The 19,694-nt window shown below is 50.6% G+C and carries 8 protein-coding genes; all 8 read right to left on the bottom strand.

Annotated features, from left to right (window positions below; all coding sequences use genetic code 11):
- Positions 1 to 11: 11 nt before the first annotated feature.
- On the bottom strand, positions 12 to 4,553 hold the full coding sequence (locus tag BTA51_RS14415) for an SDR family NAD(P)-dependent oxidoreductase (RefSeq protein ID WP_094708360.1): 4,542 nt from the start codon (positions 4,551 to 4,553) through the stop codon (positions 12 to 14).
- The gene (locus BTA51_RS14410) at positions 4,550 to 12,883 is read right to left on the bottom strand and encodes a non-ribosomal peptide synthetase (protein ID WP_094708358.1); all 8,334 of its coding nucleotides are present in this window, start codon (positions 12,881 to 12,883) and stop codon (positions 4,550 to 4,552) included. Before BTA51_RS14410 ends, BTA51_RS14415 begins: the two co-directional genes overlap by 4 nt.
- An 82-nt stretch (positions 12,884 to 12,965) precedes the next feature.
- Complete coding sequence (locus BTA51_RS14405; RefSeq protein WP_094708356.1) at positions 12,966 to 13,406, bottom strand: OsmC family protein; 441 nt, start codon at positions 13,404 to 13,406, stop codon at positions 12,966 to 12,968.
- 55 nt (positions 13,407 to 13,461) lie between these two features.
- Positions 13,462 to 15,180, bottom strand: a complete 1,719-nt coding sequence (locus tag BTA51_RS14400; RefSeq protein ID WP_094708354.1) for a class I adenylate-forming enzyme family protein — start codon at positions 15,178 to 15,180, stop codon at positions 13,462 to 13,464.
- Complete coding sequence (locus tag BTA51_RS14395) at positions 15,152 to 15,982, bottom strand: class I fructose-bisphosphate aldolase (RefSeq protein ID WP_094708352.1); 831 nt, start codon at positions 15,980 to 15,982, stop codon at positions 15,152 to 15,154. Before BTA51_RS14395 ends, BTA51_RS14400 begins: the two co-directional genes overlap by 29 nt.
- An 850-nt stretch (positions 15,983 to 16,832) precedes the next feature.
- Complete coding sequence (locus BTA51_RS14390) at positions 16,833 to 17,264, bottom strand: hypothetical protein (RefSeq protein ID WP_094708350.1); 432 nt, start codon at positions 17,262 to 17,264, stop codon at positions 16,833 to 16,835.
- Positions 17,265 to 17,327: 63 nt separating this feature from the next.
- On the bottom strand, positions 17,328 to 18,167 hold the full coding sequence (locus tag BTA51_RS14385; RefSeq protein WP_094708522.1) for a MaoC family dehydratase N-terminal domain-containing protein: 840 nt from the start codon (positions 18,165 to 18,167) through the stop codon (positions 17,328 to 17,330).
- Positions 18,168 to 18,184: 17 nt separating this feature from the next.
- The gene (locus tag BTA51_RS14380) at positions 18,185 to 19,321 is read right to left on the bottom strand and encodes a CaiB/BaiF CoA-transferase family protein (RefSeq protein WP_094708349.1); all 1,137 of its coding nucleotides are present in this window, start codon (positions 19,319 to 19,321) and stop codon (positions 18,185 to 18,187) included.
- Between the last annotated feature and the right edge of the window lie 373 nt (positions 19,322 to 19,694).

Here is a 19,694-nt window from a genome sequence, read left to right as displayed (position 1 = left end):
TCCCTCTTATCCTAAGCTATTGATTTTAATGTTATGTTTTGGTCTGACAGATATAGTGAGTGCAAGAACGGCTCGTACAGGCGCTTATTCCCGCTGGCAATAAAACTGATTCCGGTATCCCCCTGCTTAGTGACACCGGCATGCTTTACAACACTCTTGATGGTGTTTAATGCCTGGTTGTCATCCAACGGGATAAAGCCTTTCTGCCCGATAAATGCCAGCTCCTTTTCTGAGATATCCATACCACCTCTCCAGGCGGGCCAGGCCACACAGACGCTTTTTCCATGACGTCGCCCCTGGTTAAAGAGAGATGTGCGGAATTCTGTGAAGCGCTCCAATGCACGGTTTGCAAACGCATAGTCGGTGCAACCAACGTGACCGGTAATGGAAACCAGAGAAGAACACACAAGGAACACACTCAGATCGTCGGTTCTGGTCGCTTCATCCAGATAATAGGCACCGGCAATTTTCCCCAGGGTTATGCGTTCATAGTCCTTTTCGGTTTTGTTTATCAGCAAAGCATTGGGGGGAGATCCTGCGCAGTGAATGACGCCACCGATGGCACCATATTTATTTCTGGCATAAGCCACTGTCTGCATCATCGAATCCCTGTCGGATACATCAACCTGCTGATACTCCCAATTCCCTGCCTGCTCGCGGAGCAGACGCTGATGATCAGCAGACAATGTCGCAATCGGGCTTCTCCCCATCAGCAGTACTTTGGCTCCCAGAGAAGAAAGATAAGAGGCGACAAAGCGACCTACCCGCCCCATGCCTCCAGTCACCAGATAAATTTTGGAAGGGTCGACCTGCCAATCCCCGCTTTCCACACTGATGTCCCCAACGGTCTCCAGGTACAGGGTTTCCAGATGACGGCTGTCAGTGGTTATCCTGAACGATCCCGCAGCCGCTTGACGGGATATAAATTCCATCTCGCGCCGGAGGTCATAGGTGGTTCCTGGTGCGTCATGTTCCGCGTCAGACTGAATAATGACAGTCCTTACCGGCATTCTGGGAAACTCATGAGTCACCGCTTTCCCGAACGCGTCCATCGCTGACAATAAAGTGGAGACTTCATTAGGAGTTTCATGCAACACGACAATGTTCATGGACAACGCTGGTGTTACCCGGGACCTGATCCATTTCTGGACCCAGAAATAAACGTTCCTGTGCCAGCTAAGTGCTTGTTCAAAAGAAAGACTTCCTGCATCCACCACAATGTTAAGTACAGGTTTAACAGCCTCGCCTGATCCAGACGGATGGCTGGATAGAAGGTCAGAAAGACGTTCAGACAGAACCGTCACGGAGGCGTCCCGGCTATCAGCATCCAGCTGTTGGGCATCAATCAGCTCAGCGTTCAGCATCGAAGCAAAGCGCTGCTCTTTAATACCGGGATGAAACCCGATACACAGATGGCCCGAAAATGCCGGTTCGCCGGTTGCCGGTATATCGACTGATCTCCAGCGTTCAATGAAACGAGTTGCCTGCGATGAGGATGTATTGCGCTTGCTTCCTTTTTCCGGACGGGTGGGTAATCCTATAGACCCCCTGATTTCCATCAACAGGACACCAGCCGGATCGAATACCAGCAGGTCGTACTTTTGTGTATTGCTGTTCTTCTGTGTGTTCCCGGTCCCTTGATTCTGGCTGATGGCGCGGACATACATGTCCTCCTCCATACGTCCATGAATCACCAGGCGGTTAACAGAGAATGGGATGCTCAACTCCCCCTGATTGGACGTACAACACTGGTGCAGGATAGCGGTTTGGAATATGGCATCCACTGCCTCAACTTTCAGCGCAGGTTCCGATTGGCCCACAGTCTTATCGGCCTCGACCCGGATCTGGCTTAGCGCTTCATGTTCCGAGTACCAGATTTGTTTAACGGTCTTTAAACTGTCTCCAAACGTCAGGCCGATATCAGCGAGCTGGCGGTATATCTCGTCTTCTGACCGGGCGGCTTTGAACTGCCGGGTTCCGTCGGAGAGCTTCTCTGATGATAGATCACCAGAGTGGCGTTTAATCCGCGCGGCGCAATGCTCAACTCTTGCCTCATCCTGGAAGGTGTAACAGATAATGTTCCAGTCACCGTTATCCAGGCTTTCAACCTCAAAGTTAATCGCAACGGGAAAACGCGAAGTGAAACGTACAGGCTGGGACCAGACAATATTGGATACGCATAACGCTCCCCGGATACCCAACTGGCTGTAAGCAATATCCTCCATAAAGGAAATATAGGCGGCAGAGGGGAGAATCCTCTCTCCGTTCACCACATGATCCCGGACGTACTCGTATTGAGTCGTGAGCAGGATCTGATATCGATGATCTTCCAGCTTGTCGAGGAAATAACCGACTTTATTGTAGGAGGACTCTACCAGCGATTTCGGGAGATAACTCTGTCTGGCGAACGGGTAGACCGGTGCAGGAATACGTTTGGGTTGACCGTCATATAGACGATTCCATTCGGACACTCCCTTCTCCAACCACCCTTCGACCGCCAGGGTGACTTCACGCTTCTCAAAGCAGCTCCAGTCTCCGTATATGGACTGCTCATATCCCCGGACTCCCCCTGTAATCAGGAAGCTTTGGCTTCCTCGGCAGAAACCGTCCATCGAGTCGAGCAGCGTATTCTTTTCACCGGCAATGAATACGACTTTTTCGTTTAACTGTTCGCGACCCGTCTGGAAGGTGTAGAGCAAGTCCGCCAACCTGTTCTCATCCGCCCCGGCGACCGCATCGCGAACGAGTCGTACATATTGAACCAACTGCTCTCTGTCCCTGGCTGCGACCGGCAGAACCAGCGTTCTGGCTCGAGCGCCGAGTCGTAAATCATTGAATTCCTGGGCGATCACATGGGCATTAACACCACCAAATCCAAATGCACTGACCGTCGCCTTTCTCGCCGCATTTTGTGTGGATGTGACGCTCCAGGATTGGTTTGTTCTGGAGAGATACAGCGGACTGCCTTCCAGCTTAATTTTGTCATTTACCGTATTGAGATGAACGACAGGTGGAATCGACTGATTCCTCAGGCACATCACCACCTTCAATAGCCCGGCAATGCCTGCAGCTGCCTCACAATGGCCGATACTGGTTTTCGCCGAACCCACAGAAACACTTTGTGGAGGAAGCGCTGTCAGCCCCTGCTCACCGGCGATACCGGCAATGGCATTTTTCAGGCCTTCAATTTCAATCGGATCCCCAAGTTGGGTTCCGGTTCCATGGGCTTCGCAATAACCAAGTCCGTCAAGCTCTACCTGATAGTCCCGGAAGGCTTTTTGAATCAGCGCTGACTGGGCTCTTGAATTGGGGGCCGTCAATGCTGACGAGTGTCCGCCGTGATTGACCGCCGAGCCCCGGATAACCGCATAAATGTGGTCATTATCCTCGATCGCTTTGGCATACGGCTTGACCATCACCAGGCCCAATCCTTCACTTCTCACATAGCCGTTGGCCCGGGAGTCAAAGGTTTTACAACGACAGTCATCCGCCAGCACATTGACCTTGGATAGACTGATCTGAGGATACGGATCCATCAGCAGGCTGATACCTCCCACAATAGCCGCCGAGCAATCACCGTTATTGATCGCCCGCTGTGCACTATGGAGTGCTACCAGGGAGCTTGAACAGGTGGTGTCGATAACCTCACTGGGTCCGCTCCAATCAAAAAAGTAACTCACCCGATTACTGATAAAGGCCCGGCCGGTACCCGTCAGAGTGAAGCTGTCGACTTTGTGTCTGGCCTGGATCAAGAGGTTGGCATATTCATCGCCTGTAGAGCCGATAAACACGCCCACATCGCTCCCCTTGAGTTCTGAGGGCCGATAGCCCGCATCCTCCAGCGTATGCCATACGCCCTGAAGCAGCAGCCGCTGCTTGGGATCCATAAGCTCCGCTTCCCGCGGCGACAGTCTGAAAAATCCCGCATCAAACTGGTCAATGTCTTCTAAAAATCCGCCTTCATTCGCATAGGTGGTATTGCCGTCGCGACCGTAGATCTGTTCCCAGTTCCAGCGGCTTTCAGGAACCTCTTCAACGCAGTCTTTCCCCTGTGCCAGGTTGGCCCAGAATTCATCCAGGTTGCCGGCTTTGGGCATGCGGCAATGAATACCGACAATGGCCAGAGCATCTTTGTAGCTTTGCTTTCCGGATGCTCCAAGATGTTCCGCGGCGTCATGCTGCTCTGAGAGACGTGGAATCACCTCTTCTCGTTGCGCCCAGTGGTCTGCTTGGAAATTTTCAACAGAGGACCCGATCGTATTGCCATCAGCCGACGGTTCTGAATTCTCAGGCAATTCTTTTGCGACAAAATCCACCAGGTGGTTCAGTGTCGGCAGGTCAAACAGCGACGTTGGGCTGACTTCACGATTGAGCATGTCCCCCAGCTGCGCACTCAGAATGGTATAGTGGAGCGAATTAAAACCCAGCTGACCTAATCCGATGTCGTCCTCGATCTGGCTTTGAGGGATCTCCGCGATGTCTGAAACCGCATCACGAATTTCTGTTCTTAGTTCCTGTAATCGCTGTGCATGCAGACTGGACTTGCCCGTCATGATACTTTCTCCTTAGTCTTCCTTAGCTCGGCAAGCAATGCTTTCCTATCGACTTTTCCGTTTTCTGTGACCGGATATTGATCAATCAGGACCACCTGATTGGGAACCATGTATTCAGGAAGTTTCTTCCTGAGCAGTTCCATATGCTGAGATAACACCTGTGAACCGTTATCGGAAGTCCCCAGGCAGAAGGCGATCAGCAGCGCGGATGACGGATTGTGGTTGTCCACCAGAACCACAGGATCAATAAATCCGAGCGTGGACATGACCGCCGCGATTTCACCCAGCTCCACGCGGTAGCCCCTGACCTTGACCTGGGTATCGGCACGGCCCAGGAACTCGATGTTGCCGTCTGCAAAGTAACGCGCCATATCACCGGTGTCGTACATCCGAAGATTATCCCCAGGCCAAAAAGGATCCCGCACAAAGGCTTTTGACGTCAGGTCTTCCGCATTGATATAGCCTTCACTCAGGCACTCGCCGGCAATAAACAGCCTGCCCTTTTCGTTGATACCACATGGCTCGCCGTCATCGTTGAGTATGTAGTAGCGGGAATTCTGAATCGGTTTACCGTATGGAATGCTGTCCCAGTCGGGGTCTATCGTCTGTACATTGAAATAGTTCGACCACACTGTCGCTTCAGTGGCGCCGCCCAATGACACCAGTTGGGTCTCAGGCAGATAACTCAGAATCTGGTCAGCGAGACTCAGGGGAATCCAGTCTCCACTGAGGAAGATCAACCTGAGCCTCAACTGGCCGGCAGTGTCCTTCTTCATCAGAAACGGGGCGATCATCTGAAGATACGCCGGTGCTGAATTCCAGAACGTAATAGGCTCACTACACAGTATTTTCTTGACCACCAGCGCGTCTTTTCGCTGTTCATTGGAAATCACGCGAATGCTGGCCCCGTATGCCAGGAATCCGAATATATCGAATATGGAAAGATCAAAACCTACCGCGTTTACCCAGAGAACCCGGTCCGTATGATCAAACCGGTACTCCTTCTCCATCCATTCAACCAGATTAATGACGGGACGATGTTTAACCATAACCCCTTTGGGCTCTCCGGTACTGCCACTGGTAAATATGACATAGGCCAACTCATCGGCCTGGGAGTGGTCAATGATGTCAAAATCGTTATCCAGATCGTCCCATTTCAGAAATGATTCCGTGGCCAGCTTTTGTGTACCGGGACAGCTAAAAGGCTCAATCAACGAACGATCTCCGATCAGCAGGACCGCCCTGGCCCGCAGCAGAACCTTTTCCTGCCTGTCCGTGGGATCGTTATCGTTCAGGGGAACAAACACCGCGCCTAACCGCAGAATCCCATAGAGAACCGCCAGCATATGACCTGAGCGCCGCATTTTGACCGCCACCACATCACCGGCGGATACCCGGCACTCAGTCCGGAGGTATTGCGCATAACAGCAACTTAAATACTGTAACTGGCGGTAGGTAAACGCCTGATCCTCATCAATCGTTGCCAGATTCAGTGGTCCCCGCAGCGCAGCTTCATCAAATATGCTGACCATGGTTTTGTCACGACTGAAGTCTGTCCTGGTCTGGTTGAGTGCCTGCAACAGATCACGGGGATCTGCATTGTCAGATTTGACTGGTGCGGCCGAATTGGAAAGAAGTTTGGCAGGCAAGCCGCCTACTTCAGCCTTATGGGTTTCCGCTTTGATCAGGGTCGTAAACTGCTTGAACAGCCGGGGCGCAGCCCCCGCGAAATCACTGTCCAACGGATAGGTCCATTCCACACATAAGCGGTTTCCGCGGCGGTAGACAAAACAGTCAAGCACCACTCCCTGAGTGTTGGAGTTACAGTAAACGCAGGGGTTTTCGGAGGTGCTGACCAGCTCTGCATTCAAAGCATTGGTAAATACCAGTGGGAACACTCCGTTGTCAGACTTCACCGCAGCCGGCAGACAGGTAAACAGATTACAGAAACTGTTTGCCCTGTCCCGTTCCAGCATTTGCTGCACTTGGGCACAGGACATCGACTGCCCCGGTAGTACTCCAAAGGTACTGAAATCTCCCAGGGAATCAGCCCACTCTTTCTGGAATTGGCGATGTATATATTCCACGACCAGTAACGGCGAACCTTCCACACCGACGACTTGCGGCAGCACCGTTCTGAGAGCCTGGATGATCAATACATCCAGACCTACCCGCTGTTCGCCTGCGGAGGTAATCAGCTTGTCCAGATCATCCAGTTCAGCACTTAAAGTGTTCTTGGATTTACTGTGCGCAGGAAGCGAAGCCCTGGGGGCATTTGAAAAGATACTTTCAAGCTTCCGGGTCCAGTATTTTTCAGCGACTTTCCCCACCTTGCTTTTAGTCAGAGAGTGTTGCATCGCGGCATAATCCAGCGCTGCCACACGTGACACGTCGGTCTGTGTGGTGTCTATGTCAGTTATTCCCATTGATTCCGATTCATAGGCAGAAATCAGCTCGTCAGGGAACTTCAATGTTGATAGACCGTCGAAATACAGACATTTGAAAAGAAACTGCAGGAAGTAACGACCGCCGTATTCCATCAGCCCAATGAAGTAACCAGGCCATTGATTCCGGGACTTGGACATCTCCGATACCAATCGCTGCTCTACTTCCCGGCAGGCGGATTCGAGATTTTCAGGACGGCGCCCGGCCCAGTTAATACGAAATAAGGGATAAGATGCTGAGGATCCCTGAAAGCAGGACTGGCCTTTGGGATTGATCAACGTCGTGAAGATGGCATGACGGTCTCCCAATTCCTTCAAGACCGCACTGAGTCGATGAATATTCAGACTCGAAACTTCGTATGTACGGATGACATAGGAAGGCAAAGACTCAGGTTTCATCAGCCCCTGCGTCACATAGCTTTGCATGAGTGCGGTTAGAGGTGTAGATGTTAGAGGTGCAGAAATTACTGGCCCACTGACCTCAGGAGCCCTATCTTTGTTTGTAAAATCTTCACTTGCACACAGCCACTCGAAATACTCGGCCAGCTCTGTCATCAACTGTTTCGCCAATTCGGCCGAGAGGTATCGCTGGTCGATATCCCAGTCCAGAGAAACCTCTTCCCCGTTCTCGATGATATGGCAATGAAGCTTGACCCCGCTGGTCATTCCAAGCTCTTCATTGACGTCATTGATCAGGCTCGGTTCGGCAGGGTTTCGCTGTAATCCTGAATAAACAATGGACACAGGATTGCTTCGGTGGCTGTTGCGCATCGCCGCAACATTGCTTACCTGACTATGTTCAAGATCACGATAAAGGTTACTTTGAACGGCTTTGGCAAAGTCCGGGAAAGTGCCGCCCTTTCGAGCCTCTGCGATATACACACTACTGGACGTGAACGGGCCGACCACCTTATCGATATCCGGATGAATCGGAGGTCGGTTTTTCAGAGTCATTGATACGGCAAACGGTTTCTCCCGCTGGTATCGGGAAAGCCAGTCAAGGAATACCGCAAATAATCCACTGGAAATAGCCACACCGGAGGCTTTCAATAAGCCCCTGATTCGACGAACCGTCTCTGACGACAAAGGTTTATGCAGCCGCAGAAAACTGGATACTCTTCTTTGATCTTCCGCCGAATTGTGCGCAGATCGCGCTTTTGCCGATCCTTCATCAGGCGAGCTTTTTATCGCTGGTTCTTCAGGTAAAACGGCGGGCAGCCAGTCTCCGTTTAGTTTGTCAGTCCAGTACGACAGTGCCTTCTGGTACCCCTCAGTCGCTTTGTCCTTCACCTGATAATTGAGAAAATCAAAGAAGCTGATCTGAGGAAGATCCGGCACATGGTGCTCGTCCTGATACAGAGCGTACCATTGCCTGAGCAACAGCTGGGCACTGTGAGCATCGATAATGGAGGCATCCATGTGCATATGCACGATGCCCGAGTCAGCATTAATGAGTGATACATAAATCTCGTACAGGGGATAACTGTCGACCGCGTACACACGACGGGTCATGGAGTCGTACACTTGATCAAGATGAGACTCGACATCCTCACCCGTCAGGTGAAGCGGTTTAAACTTAATCTTGTACCCGGTCCCCTCTTCGGCCAGAACCTGCTTTCCATTGCGCTTGATCCTGACTCTCAGCATGGGGTGAAGGGCAACGAGCCTGTTCCAGGCTTTTTCTAACCGTTCAACTGAGAGGCTGGGAAATGCAAACTCCATGTAGACGCAACTTCCTATTGCCTCCATGCCTTTGCCCGACAGCTTACTGACCAGATTGCTGGTCTGCAGATCGGTTAATGGCCACTCCATGCCTGGCGTGATATCTGAAACCTGGAGTTGCTGATCGGCGTGACTATCAGAGGAAGCCTGCGGTGATGTGCGATCGGCTGATTTGACCAGGTCAGCCAATTCTCCAAAGCTCATACCTCCCATCAAATCTGAAAGCTCAATATCCAGGTCAAATTGGTCCTGAACGGCTTTCTTTAGTGACAGAGCCTTGAGTGAGTCGAGACCATGGTCAGCGATCGATTCATGGCTTAAGGAAGAGTCGTATTCAATACCAATCATCTGCCGGAAAATTTTCGACAGCGCTACCTCGATGTCTACGTCAATAACATTCCCCTGATCGCAAGCTTCGAGCGTCACGGCATCCGGGCGGGAATGGCTGCTCTGCAAGGGACGCGTCTCATCCAGGTTCACTCCCTGACTGCCTGCAGGTATCTCCGGCCGGTATCGTTGACCAAAATCCCGGCTTACCGGCAGGGTTACTTTACGAAGCGCCTTGCCGCGAAACTGGTCCTGAATTCCACTGTTGCCATGGATAGGGAGTTGTCTTACTGCGGATTCCAATGCTGCAGAATGTTCCCCCAGCAGATGTATCCCCTTATCCAGGTTACCTGACCTTTCCCTGGCAGATCTGATGGCAGCTTTAAGTGTTCCAATAGAAGAGACAGCGAAAATCCAGCCATAAGGTTCGATTTCCCGGTGCGCCAGGGTAAATACAACGGAATCAAAAGAGTCCTCCGAATGCTCCAGATGGTTCAGCAGCGATGTCAGGTAGTGTGTCAGTGATTCAGGGTTACCTGCTGTAATACAGACGATCCATGCACTTTCATTGACTCGTCTTCCTGTCAGTACCTTCTGCTTATTCTGACCTTGATGCCAGGACTCAACGACACATGCCCCGTTGGTTCCACTCAAACCGAACGAGCTGACACAGGCTCTGCGCAGGGACTGTGTCCAGGGTTGTGCATGCGTTGGTACCTGGAAGGTATCGGAAAATACCGGATTTATATGCCTGTTCAGGGATGAATAGTTTTTTTGCGGCGGAAGCACCCCTTGTTTCAGGGCATACAATGTTTTAATCAGTGAGGTTACACCAGCCGCCGCTGTCAGGTGACCGATGTTGGCCTTAATGGAACCAATGGCACATTTTCGATCCCTTTGAGGACTGTCAAAAACCTGCAGCAACGCACCAGCCTCAATGGGATCACCCAGTTTGGTCCCTGTGCCGTGGGTTTCCACATAGCCAATGGTTTCGGGGTTAACGCCTGATTTTTTCAACATATCCCGTAACAACGCAGCCTGAGAGTCACCATTGGGCGCAGTTACAGAATTCGAACGGCCGTCGTGATTTACAGCACTTCCCTTAATAACGCCGTATATCTGGTCCCCGTCCGCGACAGCATCCGACAAACGTTTCAGCAGGACAAAGGCAACCCCTTCCCCATGCACGAAGCCGTTGGCTTCATCATCAAATGGCGTACATTTTCCGGTGGGAGAAAATACTCCCAACCCGGAAGTATTGACGTAGAACCCGGAATCGAAAGTCAGCGATATGCCACCGGCAAAGGCCATGGTTGATTCACCCTGGCGGATGCTTGAGCAGGCCATGTGCAAAGCAACCATGGACGAAGAACACGCCGTATCCAATACAAGCGATGGCCCATGAATTCCCAGTAAGTGAGAAATCCTTCCTGCCATCAAAGCATTATCACTGCCAAGAAATGCCGCTGCACCGCTGTATTTTCCAGCTTGTTTCAGCATTTCAGGATATTCCGGCTGGCGGGCACCGATAAACACACCCACCGACTGACCGGCCAGATCCTTGCGACAATAGCCTGCATCCTGCATGACCTGTCTTACAGTACGCAGACAGAGTCGGTGCTGGGGATCCAGGTAAAATGCGTCGTTCGGGGTTACCCCGTAGCGGGATTCATCAAAGCTGAAGGGATCGGAGAGAAAACCTCCCCATTTGCTTGAGGAGCGGTCGGCCCGGGAACCATCCGCGTCATAGAACTGGTCCAGCGACCACCGGTCGGACGGAATTTCCCCAATGCTGCCTTCACTGTTGACGACCAGTTTCCATAGTGCCTGGATGGATTCGGCACCGGGAAATTCACCGGCCATGCCTATTACAGCGATGTCATCAGTTTCCGCACGACGATTGCCTGTTACCGAGCCGCCATCTGTTACCGCGCTGTCAACGGTTACCCCGCGGTCAACTGCTACCAAAGAATCACTCGCGTTGCTGGACCTGTCATTGCGTACTGCCGTGGATTCACTCAGGCCTCTGCTGGTCAGCTGCGCACATAATTCATGAATACTCGGATGATTAAAGAAATCCGCAATATCCAATGGCCATCCCTGCTGCGCAGCCAGTGTCTCTTTTAACTCCACGAGAGTAACTGAATCAAACCCCAGGTCATTCCAGTCATCATTGAATTCGTCACGGCCCAACTCCCGCTCCAGGATGCTCTGGGCTGTGCTGACGATCACCGATTGCACTTGCTCTGCATAAAGTCGCGATGCTGCGGGCGTTTCTGGTTCGACAGATATCTGATCGAGCGGGCGTTCGGCAAGTGCTCGACGGTCGATCTTGCCATTTGCCAGCTTGGGTAGTTGATCCAGGCGGATAATTTGATGCGGTACCATACTGGCCGGAGCCTTTGCCCTGAGATCCGACTTCAACTCACGCGGAGACACTTCCGAACCACTGTTTTCGGTATACCAGGCAATCAGTTGTCCACGACCTTCACTGGTTACCCTGTGTGTCACAATGACTTCGCGAACCGCGGAATTTTCAGAAAGAAGTGCTTCAACTGCACTGAGTTCAACGGTCTGTCCGTTGATCTTTACCTTGTTATCCCGCCTTCCCTTCAGGATGAATCGGCCTTGCTGATCCCGATAGCCATAGTCACCTGTACGATAGAACCGGTGCCCGTTTACCGTGTCGTTATCCAACTCGACAAATTGTTGGGCGGTAATATCCGGCAACTGATGATAATAAAGAGCCAGCGAATGACCGCAGACACAGATTTCCCCTTCTTCGCCGTCCTTCACTAACCCCAGTTCGTCGTCACGAACTTCAACCTGTACATTGCCAATTGACTTAAACCAATGGAGCTGGCCGGGCGCTCTCTCACCAAATCCTATCGTGTTAACTTCGGTGGCACCGTAGTCTTCAAGCAACAGTGCTTCAGGAAAAACCGAATGGAATCCAGTGACGTCTGAATCGCGGAGGATCTCGCCGCCGATGGTCACTCTTCTGAGGCATATACCCCTCACGGGTTCCTGAGTCGTTTGATGTTTCAAAAGAAGACGCAGGATTGAAGGAGTAATGGTGATCCAGGAGATTCCATGTTTAGCCAGATACTCCAGCAATGCAGCGGGAGACTGTAGTAATGCCGGGGGAATCATCACCGTTGGCAGACCGAGCAGCAGCCCTCCCAACAGCTCCCACATTGACGGCATCACACTCATCAATGAACGGGAGGAGGCGACGTCATCCCGATAGGACGAATATTCATTCCACATCCACACCAGTCGATTGAGCACCTGTCTCTGGCTGTGAACGACCCCTTTGGGTTTATTGGTGGACCCTGACGTATACATCAGAATCGCCGGGCGATTCAGGGAACTACCGTCCAGGACCAGATCTCTTTTCTCATCGTATGAGGTAATCCGGTCATAGGAGATAAGTCTCTCCCCTGAAAATACAGCAGAAGCGTCTCCATCATGCAGGATGGCGCTTACATCAGCGGATTCTGCCAGCGAGCGCCGGTATTCCGCAGGCAAACTCTTCTCAATGGGAACGTATACCAGCTCGATATGCCACAACGCGATAATAGACGCCACCAGGAGCGGCCCTTTGCTGCAGTGAACTCCAATATGATCTCCCTTCTGGAGGTGGAGTTCGTCAAGTGCTGCGACGATTTTTCCGACAAGTGAGTGCAATTGCCCAAAAGTCATGGATTGCTCACCGTCTTCACCCCAGATAACGGCCGGATTTTCGGCATGTTGACGACATGCCTTGTCAAACAGCCTGGGAACGGATGTCAAATAGTAGTTCTTGGATTCCAGCCCAATGCGTACTTTTTCCATATCTCGCTAGTCTCGTCCTGAAAGAGAGTTTCTGGCTTGAGTAAAGGCCAGTAAAGTCCTGGTATACCGGCGACCTGTGGTCTTATTCCTGGATGATGGTGCCGGAAGCGCTGACCGACACATTTCCGGATAATGCGGCACTGATCATGCAGCCTTTCTCCGCATCCTTGATGTAGCTTTCAACGTCAGCCGCTTCACCATTGGCATCCACAAAGACTTTGACGTGGTGACGGATAGCTCGCATTTGAGGCCCCATTTGAGTCACCTCAAAGTCAGCTTCGCTATTCACCTGAAGGCTCTTGTAACTGACATTTTTGAACTGGAAGATGGCTCCCAGGGTGATCAGGAAACAGGAAGAGGCGGCGCTGACAATCAGCTCTTCAGGATTGGTACCGATTCCCTTTCCACCCAGATCCTGAGGGACAGAGTGCTGGGTCTCGATAGGTCCAAATGCCAGATTTCCCTGGCCGTCGCTCAGAGTTCCCTGCCAGGTTCCGCTGGATTTATAGGTAGTGATATTCATATTTGTACTCTCCGTTTACTATCCATTTACTAACCATTTACTATCCAATTGACGGTTATGCCGTCGATTTGCTTTTGGCGGATCTTGAAGATGCCCGCCGGGACTTTGATCTGGAAGCCGGCTTGGCGGCCGGTCTGCTCGACTTGGCTGGATTTAGCAACTGCTCACGTAACGTGCGCTTAAGCACCTTTCCAGTAATACCTTTAGGAATATCCTGGTGATCGACAATTCGAACCTCTGTCACAGCAGGCAAACCCTGATCAGTAAGATGCTGATTGATGGCAGACAAGAGATCTTTTTCGGTGGCACGGCTGTCGGAACAAACCACCAACGCCACGGGAACAGAAAAAGGGCTGTCCGCTCCAGCGGGAATTCCTACGACGGTACACTCTTCCAGTTCCGGGATTCCGGCGAGTATGTATTCTTCCGTGAGCAGGCTGTAGCAGGGACCGGCTTCGGTGGATATAACATCGGAAATTCTGTCCACGTGGAATACACGCCCGTCCTTATCGATGGAGACCATATCGCCGGTCAACCAATAGTCGCCAATGCGGCTCTTGTAGGTCAGGTTTGAGTTATTCCAGTATCCGGGTGTAATGCTGGGAGATTTCACTCCCAACATGCCCACGTCTCCTGTAGGCACTTCCTTGCCGTCCTTCTGAAAGGCCTTGGCATGTACCCAGGGTTGGGGGAAGCCGACACAACGGCCATAATTGGCGGTGTAGGGGGTATGGATGACATGGAAGCTGATATGCCCCATCTCAGAGGATCCCAATCCGTCCACAAATTGAGAGCCTTCGATTTTCTTACTGCCGCGGAAGTGATAGCCATGTTTCACGAGTTTTCGGATATGCACTTCGTGGGCGGCATCTCCGCTGTTTACCCAGGTATTGACGCTGGAAAACGTTCGCTCATCCGCATGCTTGATAGCCAGTTCAACGTAGGTTTGAGGAAAGGCGACAACCGTAGAGGGAGAGTACTCCTCAATCAGGTTTGCAACCGATTTTCCGTCCCTCTGGGAAGCCAGCATGATCTGGCTGCCGGACAACATACAGTGGATCAGGAAAGCAATTGAGGAATTATGGGACGTCGGAAGTGCATTCAGGTACTTATCCAGCCCCTGGGCGTGGGGCTTCTTCAGCAGGTCCCGTATACCATGAAACCACTGTTCATGATGCAGAATGACGGCCTTTGGAATTCCCGTGGTTCCCGAGCTATGGGTAATCATGACGGGTGATCGGGCACTATGAACAAAATAATGCTCTTTCTCCAGTTCCTCTTTTCCCAGAGAAACCGTGGCAAGGTCGACCGCTTCGATCCCTGGATTCAGACGCTCCCGGATTTCTGTACAACGATCTGTATCGCAGATCACATACTTTACCGAGATGTTGTTAAAATGTGCCGCGGCAATCGGCACCGGCATTTTGCCGTTGGTCAGCGCAGGTACGGCTCCAATCGCCGTTAACGCGACAAAATGAATGATATAGTTCAACCCGTCATCGCAATAGACGGCAACCGGTTCTGCACTTTCGACACCTTGTTGCCGATACCATAGAGCCCAACGGCCGGCCAGCGTAGCCAGACTGTGCACCGACAGGCTTTGTATGGATTCCCCCTCACATATCGTGGTTTGCATATCTGTCAGAATGCTGTCCTGACAGTCCACCGGGTAAATCGGGGCGGCAAACTGAAGAAAATTGCCAGCACCCAGATAGGGGTTTAACAGAAGTTGTTTTCTCTGCTTATCAGAGAACAGGTTGTCCTGAGAATTCATTGTTTTGCTCCCTCTGAGAAATTTGAAGTTTTGCTGTGCTGCCGAATAAGGCGCTTTTCAGTTTTCTCAACAACTCTTCCGGGCGCGGGTGCTGAAAGATGTTGCGACCAACGCAGATTCCTTTCGCGCCTGCATCGATGGCGGCCGCCGTCATGTCTATGATGGTCTGTTCGTTACAGTAAGCTCCACCGGCAAAGACGATATTGATGTCCTGGCAGATGCCACGCAGCAGGTTATGCATCAGTTCGGTACTTTCCGGCCGCTTCAGCTTGACCGTGGTGACCCCAAGCTCACATAAACTTCTTATGTATTGCCGCTGCAGGTTAACAAGATTGGCAGGGTCATAAGTGCCTTCCTTCAGGTTCAGCATGACCAGAATCGGCAGGCCGTAATGATTCGCCTGGCGGACAATGGTTCCGAGCAAGGCAAAATTCCTGGCAGTATTTTCAGGGGAGAAAATCAGATCGAGACTTATGGCATCGGCACCGTATCGGACGGCCATCTCCGCATCTAGGAGAAGCGGCTTCTCGCTGACATCAGAGGACAAAGTGCTTGTCCCGTTGATATGAAGACACACAGCGGTGTGCTTGATGACTTTGTTGACAACCAGGTGTTTCATCAGGCCTTTATGGACAATAACACCGTCTATCGCAGGATTTCTAAGCCAGTGATCCACCTCACTAAAACTGCTGATACCTTCTATAGGCCCCATGGTAAAACCATGATCCAGAGGTACAATTAACGAATTGCCGTGAGCAATATTGGTAAACCTTTGCCAGCGTCTTATTATTCCGGTTTCCATGTGTTCCCTCCCTAGTCACACTTGCAGCATCAACACTGTGTTGCAGGCTGAAAGTGATTGACCCAATCACAAAAGACAGCTTTTTTCAGACAAAAAGTCCCCCTGGGAAAGGCTCGATTTATTGTCAACGAGGACAAGCCTTTACCGAAAGAACCCATTCAATGCTTGATAGTTTTATGTAGGAGCCGCAATTTCAGGAGAAGATATTCGAGCGGATATTCTTTGATTTACAACTTATCCAATCTGGTTAATCAAAGACAGCCAAATAACTCTCGCTATAACCGGCTATATTTTTGAACTCATTCGATACATTGAACCCTCCATATTCAAACGCCTCAAAACGTTTCGTTATGTTAGAGAGTTAAACGGGTAAGTAAACCTAGGGAATACCCTAGGTTTACTCAAAGGTTGAAATTGACAAATTATCAAATAGCCTAATCCATATGTACGTGATTATCTGTTCCTATATTTTAAAAACTGAATAGTGCAGTTTCCATGTTTTACGCACCAATTCATAAAGGTTTTATAACCTATTGATATTTTTGGATTAGACTATTTGGATATCCATCAATCAGAACGTGACATCTCTCATCAGCTATAGAGAAAGTTCTCACTCTCAGGCCGATATCTACACAGTGTTACCTATCGCCTTTGATTACCGGCTCGATATTTCAAATCTGAAACACTACAACAATTATCGATTTTTAATGCTAGGTAAGGTTGCGTATTTAATACTTGTATGAGTGATCTTTTCTATTCAATGCACCTCCAAAAACCAGGTCTCAAAAATTTTCTGAAAACCGATTTCGGGGTCGCCTGTAGAGCCTAATAATCCAGGAGAAACACGGTTTTATAATCTCTTAAACGAACAACCGAGCACCAGCGATTCCAATAGTCGGATAGGCACCATGACGGCACCTGCAAGCAGAATGCTGGATGCGACCCAGACAGGAAGTGCAGACAGGTCAATAGGATTTGAAATGTCATATAGACACATGACATAGACGAATACGCCTGCCATAAGTATCAGGTTATAGATAAGCCACGCTGCCATAGACACCCTTCCCAGAAGAGCATGCCCTTTCATCAGAGCGATTAATAACCCCCACCCAAAAAGCATCAGCACTATTTCCTGATACCTGATGTCCTGGTACCTGCCGAAAGTTTCACCTTGAAGGCATCCAATAACGATTTTTACCAACACCGCTATCGCCATCATCTCCCTGAGCAATGAAGACAACATATCCTCGGGAGCTTTCTTTTCCAGAATCAGTCGCTGCATTTGAGTGCCTCCAGTGGCGATTGGGTCAACCAACGCCACTCGGAAAATTAGGGGTTAGTCCAGTTATATCGACTCGATCAGAGCCTCTGCATCCATTGCTCTCTGACCATAGAAATCCTTGGCCCATAGCAATATTCGTTGCCCTTCCAGCTTTCCATGAATAGTGAAAGTCAAATGATCAAAAAGCGGGTTCAATGCCCGGAACCTGAACTGAGACACTCTGAGATCGGGATGATGCTTTCTCAAAGACTCCATCAATAGTGTCGCTGTTAATGGCCCATGAAAGATCAATCCAGGATAGCCTTCCTGCTGTTGACAATATTCCCGGTCATAGTGAATCCGATGCCCGTTGAACGTCAGCGCGGAATAACGGAACAGGAGAACCGGGTCGGGTGTTATCGTCTCAGACCAGTCTGCAGGAGATTGATCCGGCACCGGTGACGAAGGGGGCGTCCAGGCAGCATCAGGTGCCTCCCGGTACACGATATCGTGCTCTTCAACCCAGTGCCCTCCGTTTTCAGACGTAATGTCATGCTCCACGGTGACAAAGGCCAACGACCCGGTCTTCCCTTCTTTTTCTATAACCTGACGTATCGTTGAGGTCCTCTTAACCCGATCACCAATAGATATCGGACTAATAAATCTGAACCTCCCTCCAGCCCACATTCTGCGGGGAAGATCGATTGGTGGCAGGAAACCGCCCTTTTTGGCGTGGCCGTCAACTGCCAGCTCGCTATGCCTGTGAACGGGATTAAAGAATATCCAATGCCACAACGGAGGAAGAGATTCCTGTTGCATATCCACATCCAACGTCGCTGCCAGAGCATTAACCCGCTCAGGATAAATCTGGTCAACAGACTCTTCTGTTCGCCCCACCCAAGCCAGATAATTTTGCGCTTTCATCAAACCTTCTCCCCTCATTATTGAAACTCTTCCAGAATCTGCTGCGTATGTTCTCCCAGCGCCGGAACCGCACCCAGGTCAATCGGCTCTCCAGCAAAAACCACCGGTGGTGCAATAATTTCTGCGGGACCGGAAGGTGTGGACACCGTGGTATAGCGAATCTGCGGATGGGACATCAGATCTGCTGTCGAATTGACGGAGCCGAAGGCAATGCCGTTTCTTCTCAGGAGTTCCCGAAGATCATTGGATTTGATTTGGGCGAATCGATCGGAAATCAAACGATCCAGTTCCTGCCGATGCTCCACACGTTGATTGTTGGTGGCAAAGCGCTCATCGAGAGCCAATTCCGGCGCTTCCAACACATTTGCGCAAAATATCGCCCACTCACGGTTATTCTGAATCGACAGCACAATCGCCTTACCGTCCTGGCTCATAAATTCCCCGTAGGGTGCGATGGAGGGATGTTTCAATCCCACTCTTTCTGGTCCTTTGCCTGCATATTTCTGATGCAGTATCGGCACCGACATCCAGTCGACAGCACCATCAAATAGAGAAACCTTCACCGAGCTGCCCTGCCCCGTTCTATCCCGTTTAAGTAATGCTTGCTGGATACCGATCAGCGCGTTCATACCGGCTCCGATATCGCAGATTGATACACCGATCCTTCCGTATCCTTCGGCAGCCCCACTCACTGACACCAGCCCGCTTTCCGATTGGATCAGGAGATCGTAGGCTTTCATATCCCGATACTCACCTTCGTCACCGTAGCCCGATATGTCACAGGTAATCAGACGCGGCAACTCCTTGCGTATAGTTGCCGAATCAACCCCCAATCGCTTTGTCGCACCGGGTGCCAGGTTATGAATAAACACATCGGCTCTCTCCAGCAGCTTTCTCAATGTCGCCAACCCCTGATCAGATTTCAGATCCAGCACGACCGATTCCTTACCACGGTTTGTCCATACGAAGTATGAGGATTCACCATTCACCACACTGTCATACCCTCTGGCGAAGTCCCCCTCTTCCCTTTCTATCTTGATCACCCTCGCACCTGCATCCGCCAACCGACTTGTACACAGAGGTGCCGCCAGCGCCTGTTCTATGGATACGACTAATAGCCCTTGCAGGGGCTTGTTGAATGTTTTATTGGGCATCTACGTCTCCACCCTTTGTTTATGTTTTGTTAAGACCCGTTTTCGTTCTTGTTGAGACCAGTGTCACTTTTTTCTTAGACCTGCCAGTTTTGCTTAGACCTGCCAGTTTTGCTTGGACCTGTCAGGTTCGCTTTTGCTAATACCTGCTACTTGCGGTTTGGCCCAACACAGGGTGCTTTGATTTGCTCGACACCTGTTTGAGAATAATTAATCTTTATCAAAGTCACCGCAAACGATAAAAAATGACGCTGTCGAATTAGTATTTCTAAACTGATATTTTCAACCAAAAATTCACATAGCAAAGTGAATTTGCAAAAAACAACCGAAGGTCTGTATCGAAAAATCAGCAGGCTTAGAGCAGAAAATCAAAGAG

Source organism: Hahella sp. CCB-MM4 (assembly GCF_002260525.1).
Lineage (GTDB): Bacteria > Pseudomonadota > Gammaproteobacteria > Pseudomonadales > Oleiphilaceae > Hahella.
Note: the sequence above shows the minus strand (reverse complement) of the source record. Positions and strands in the feature narration are given on the sequence as shown.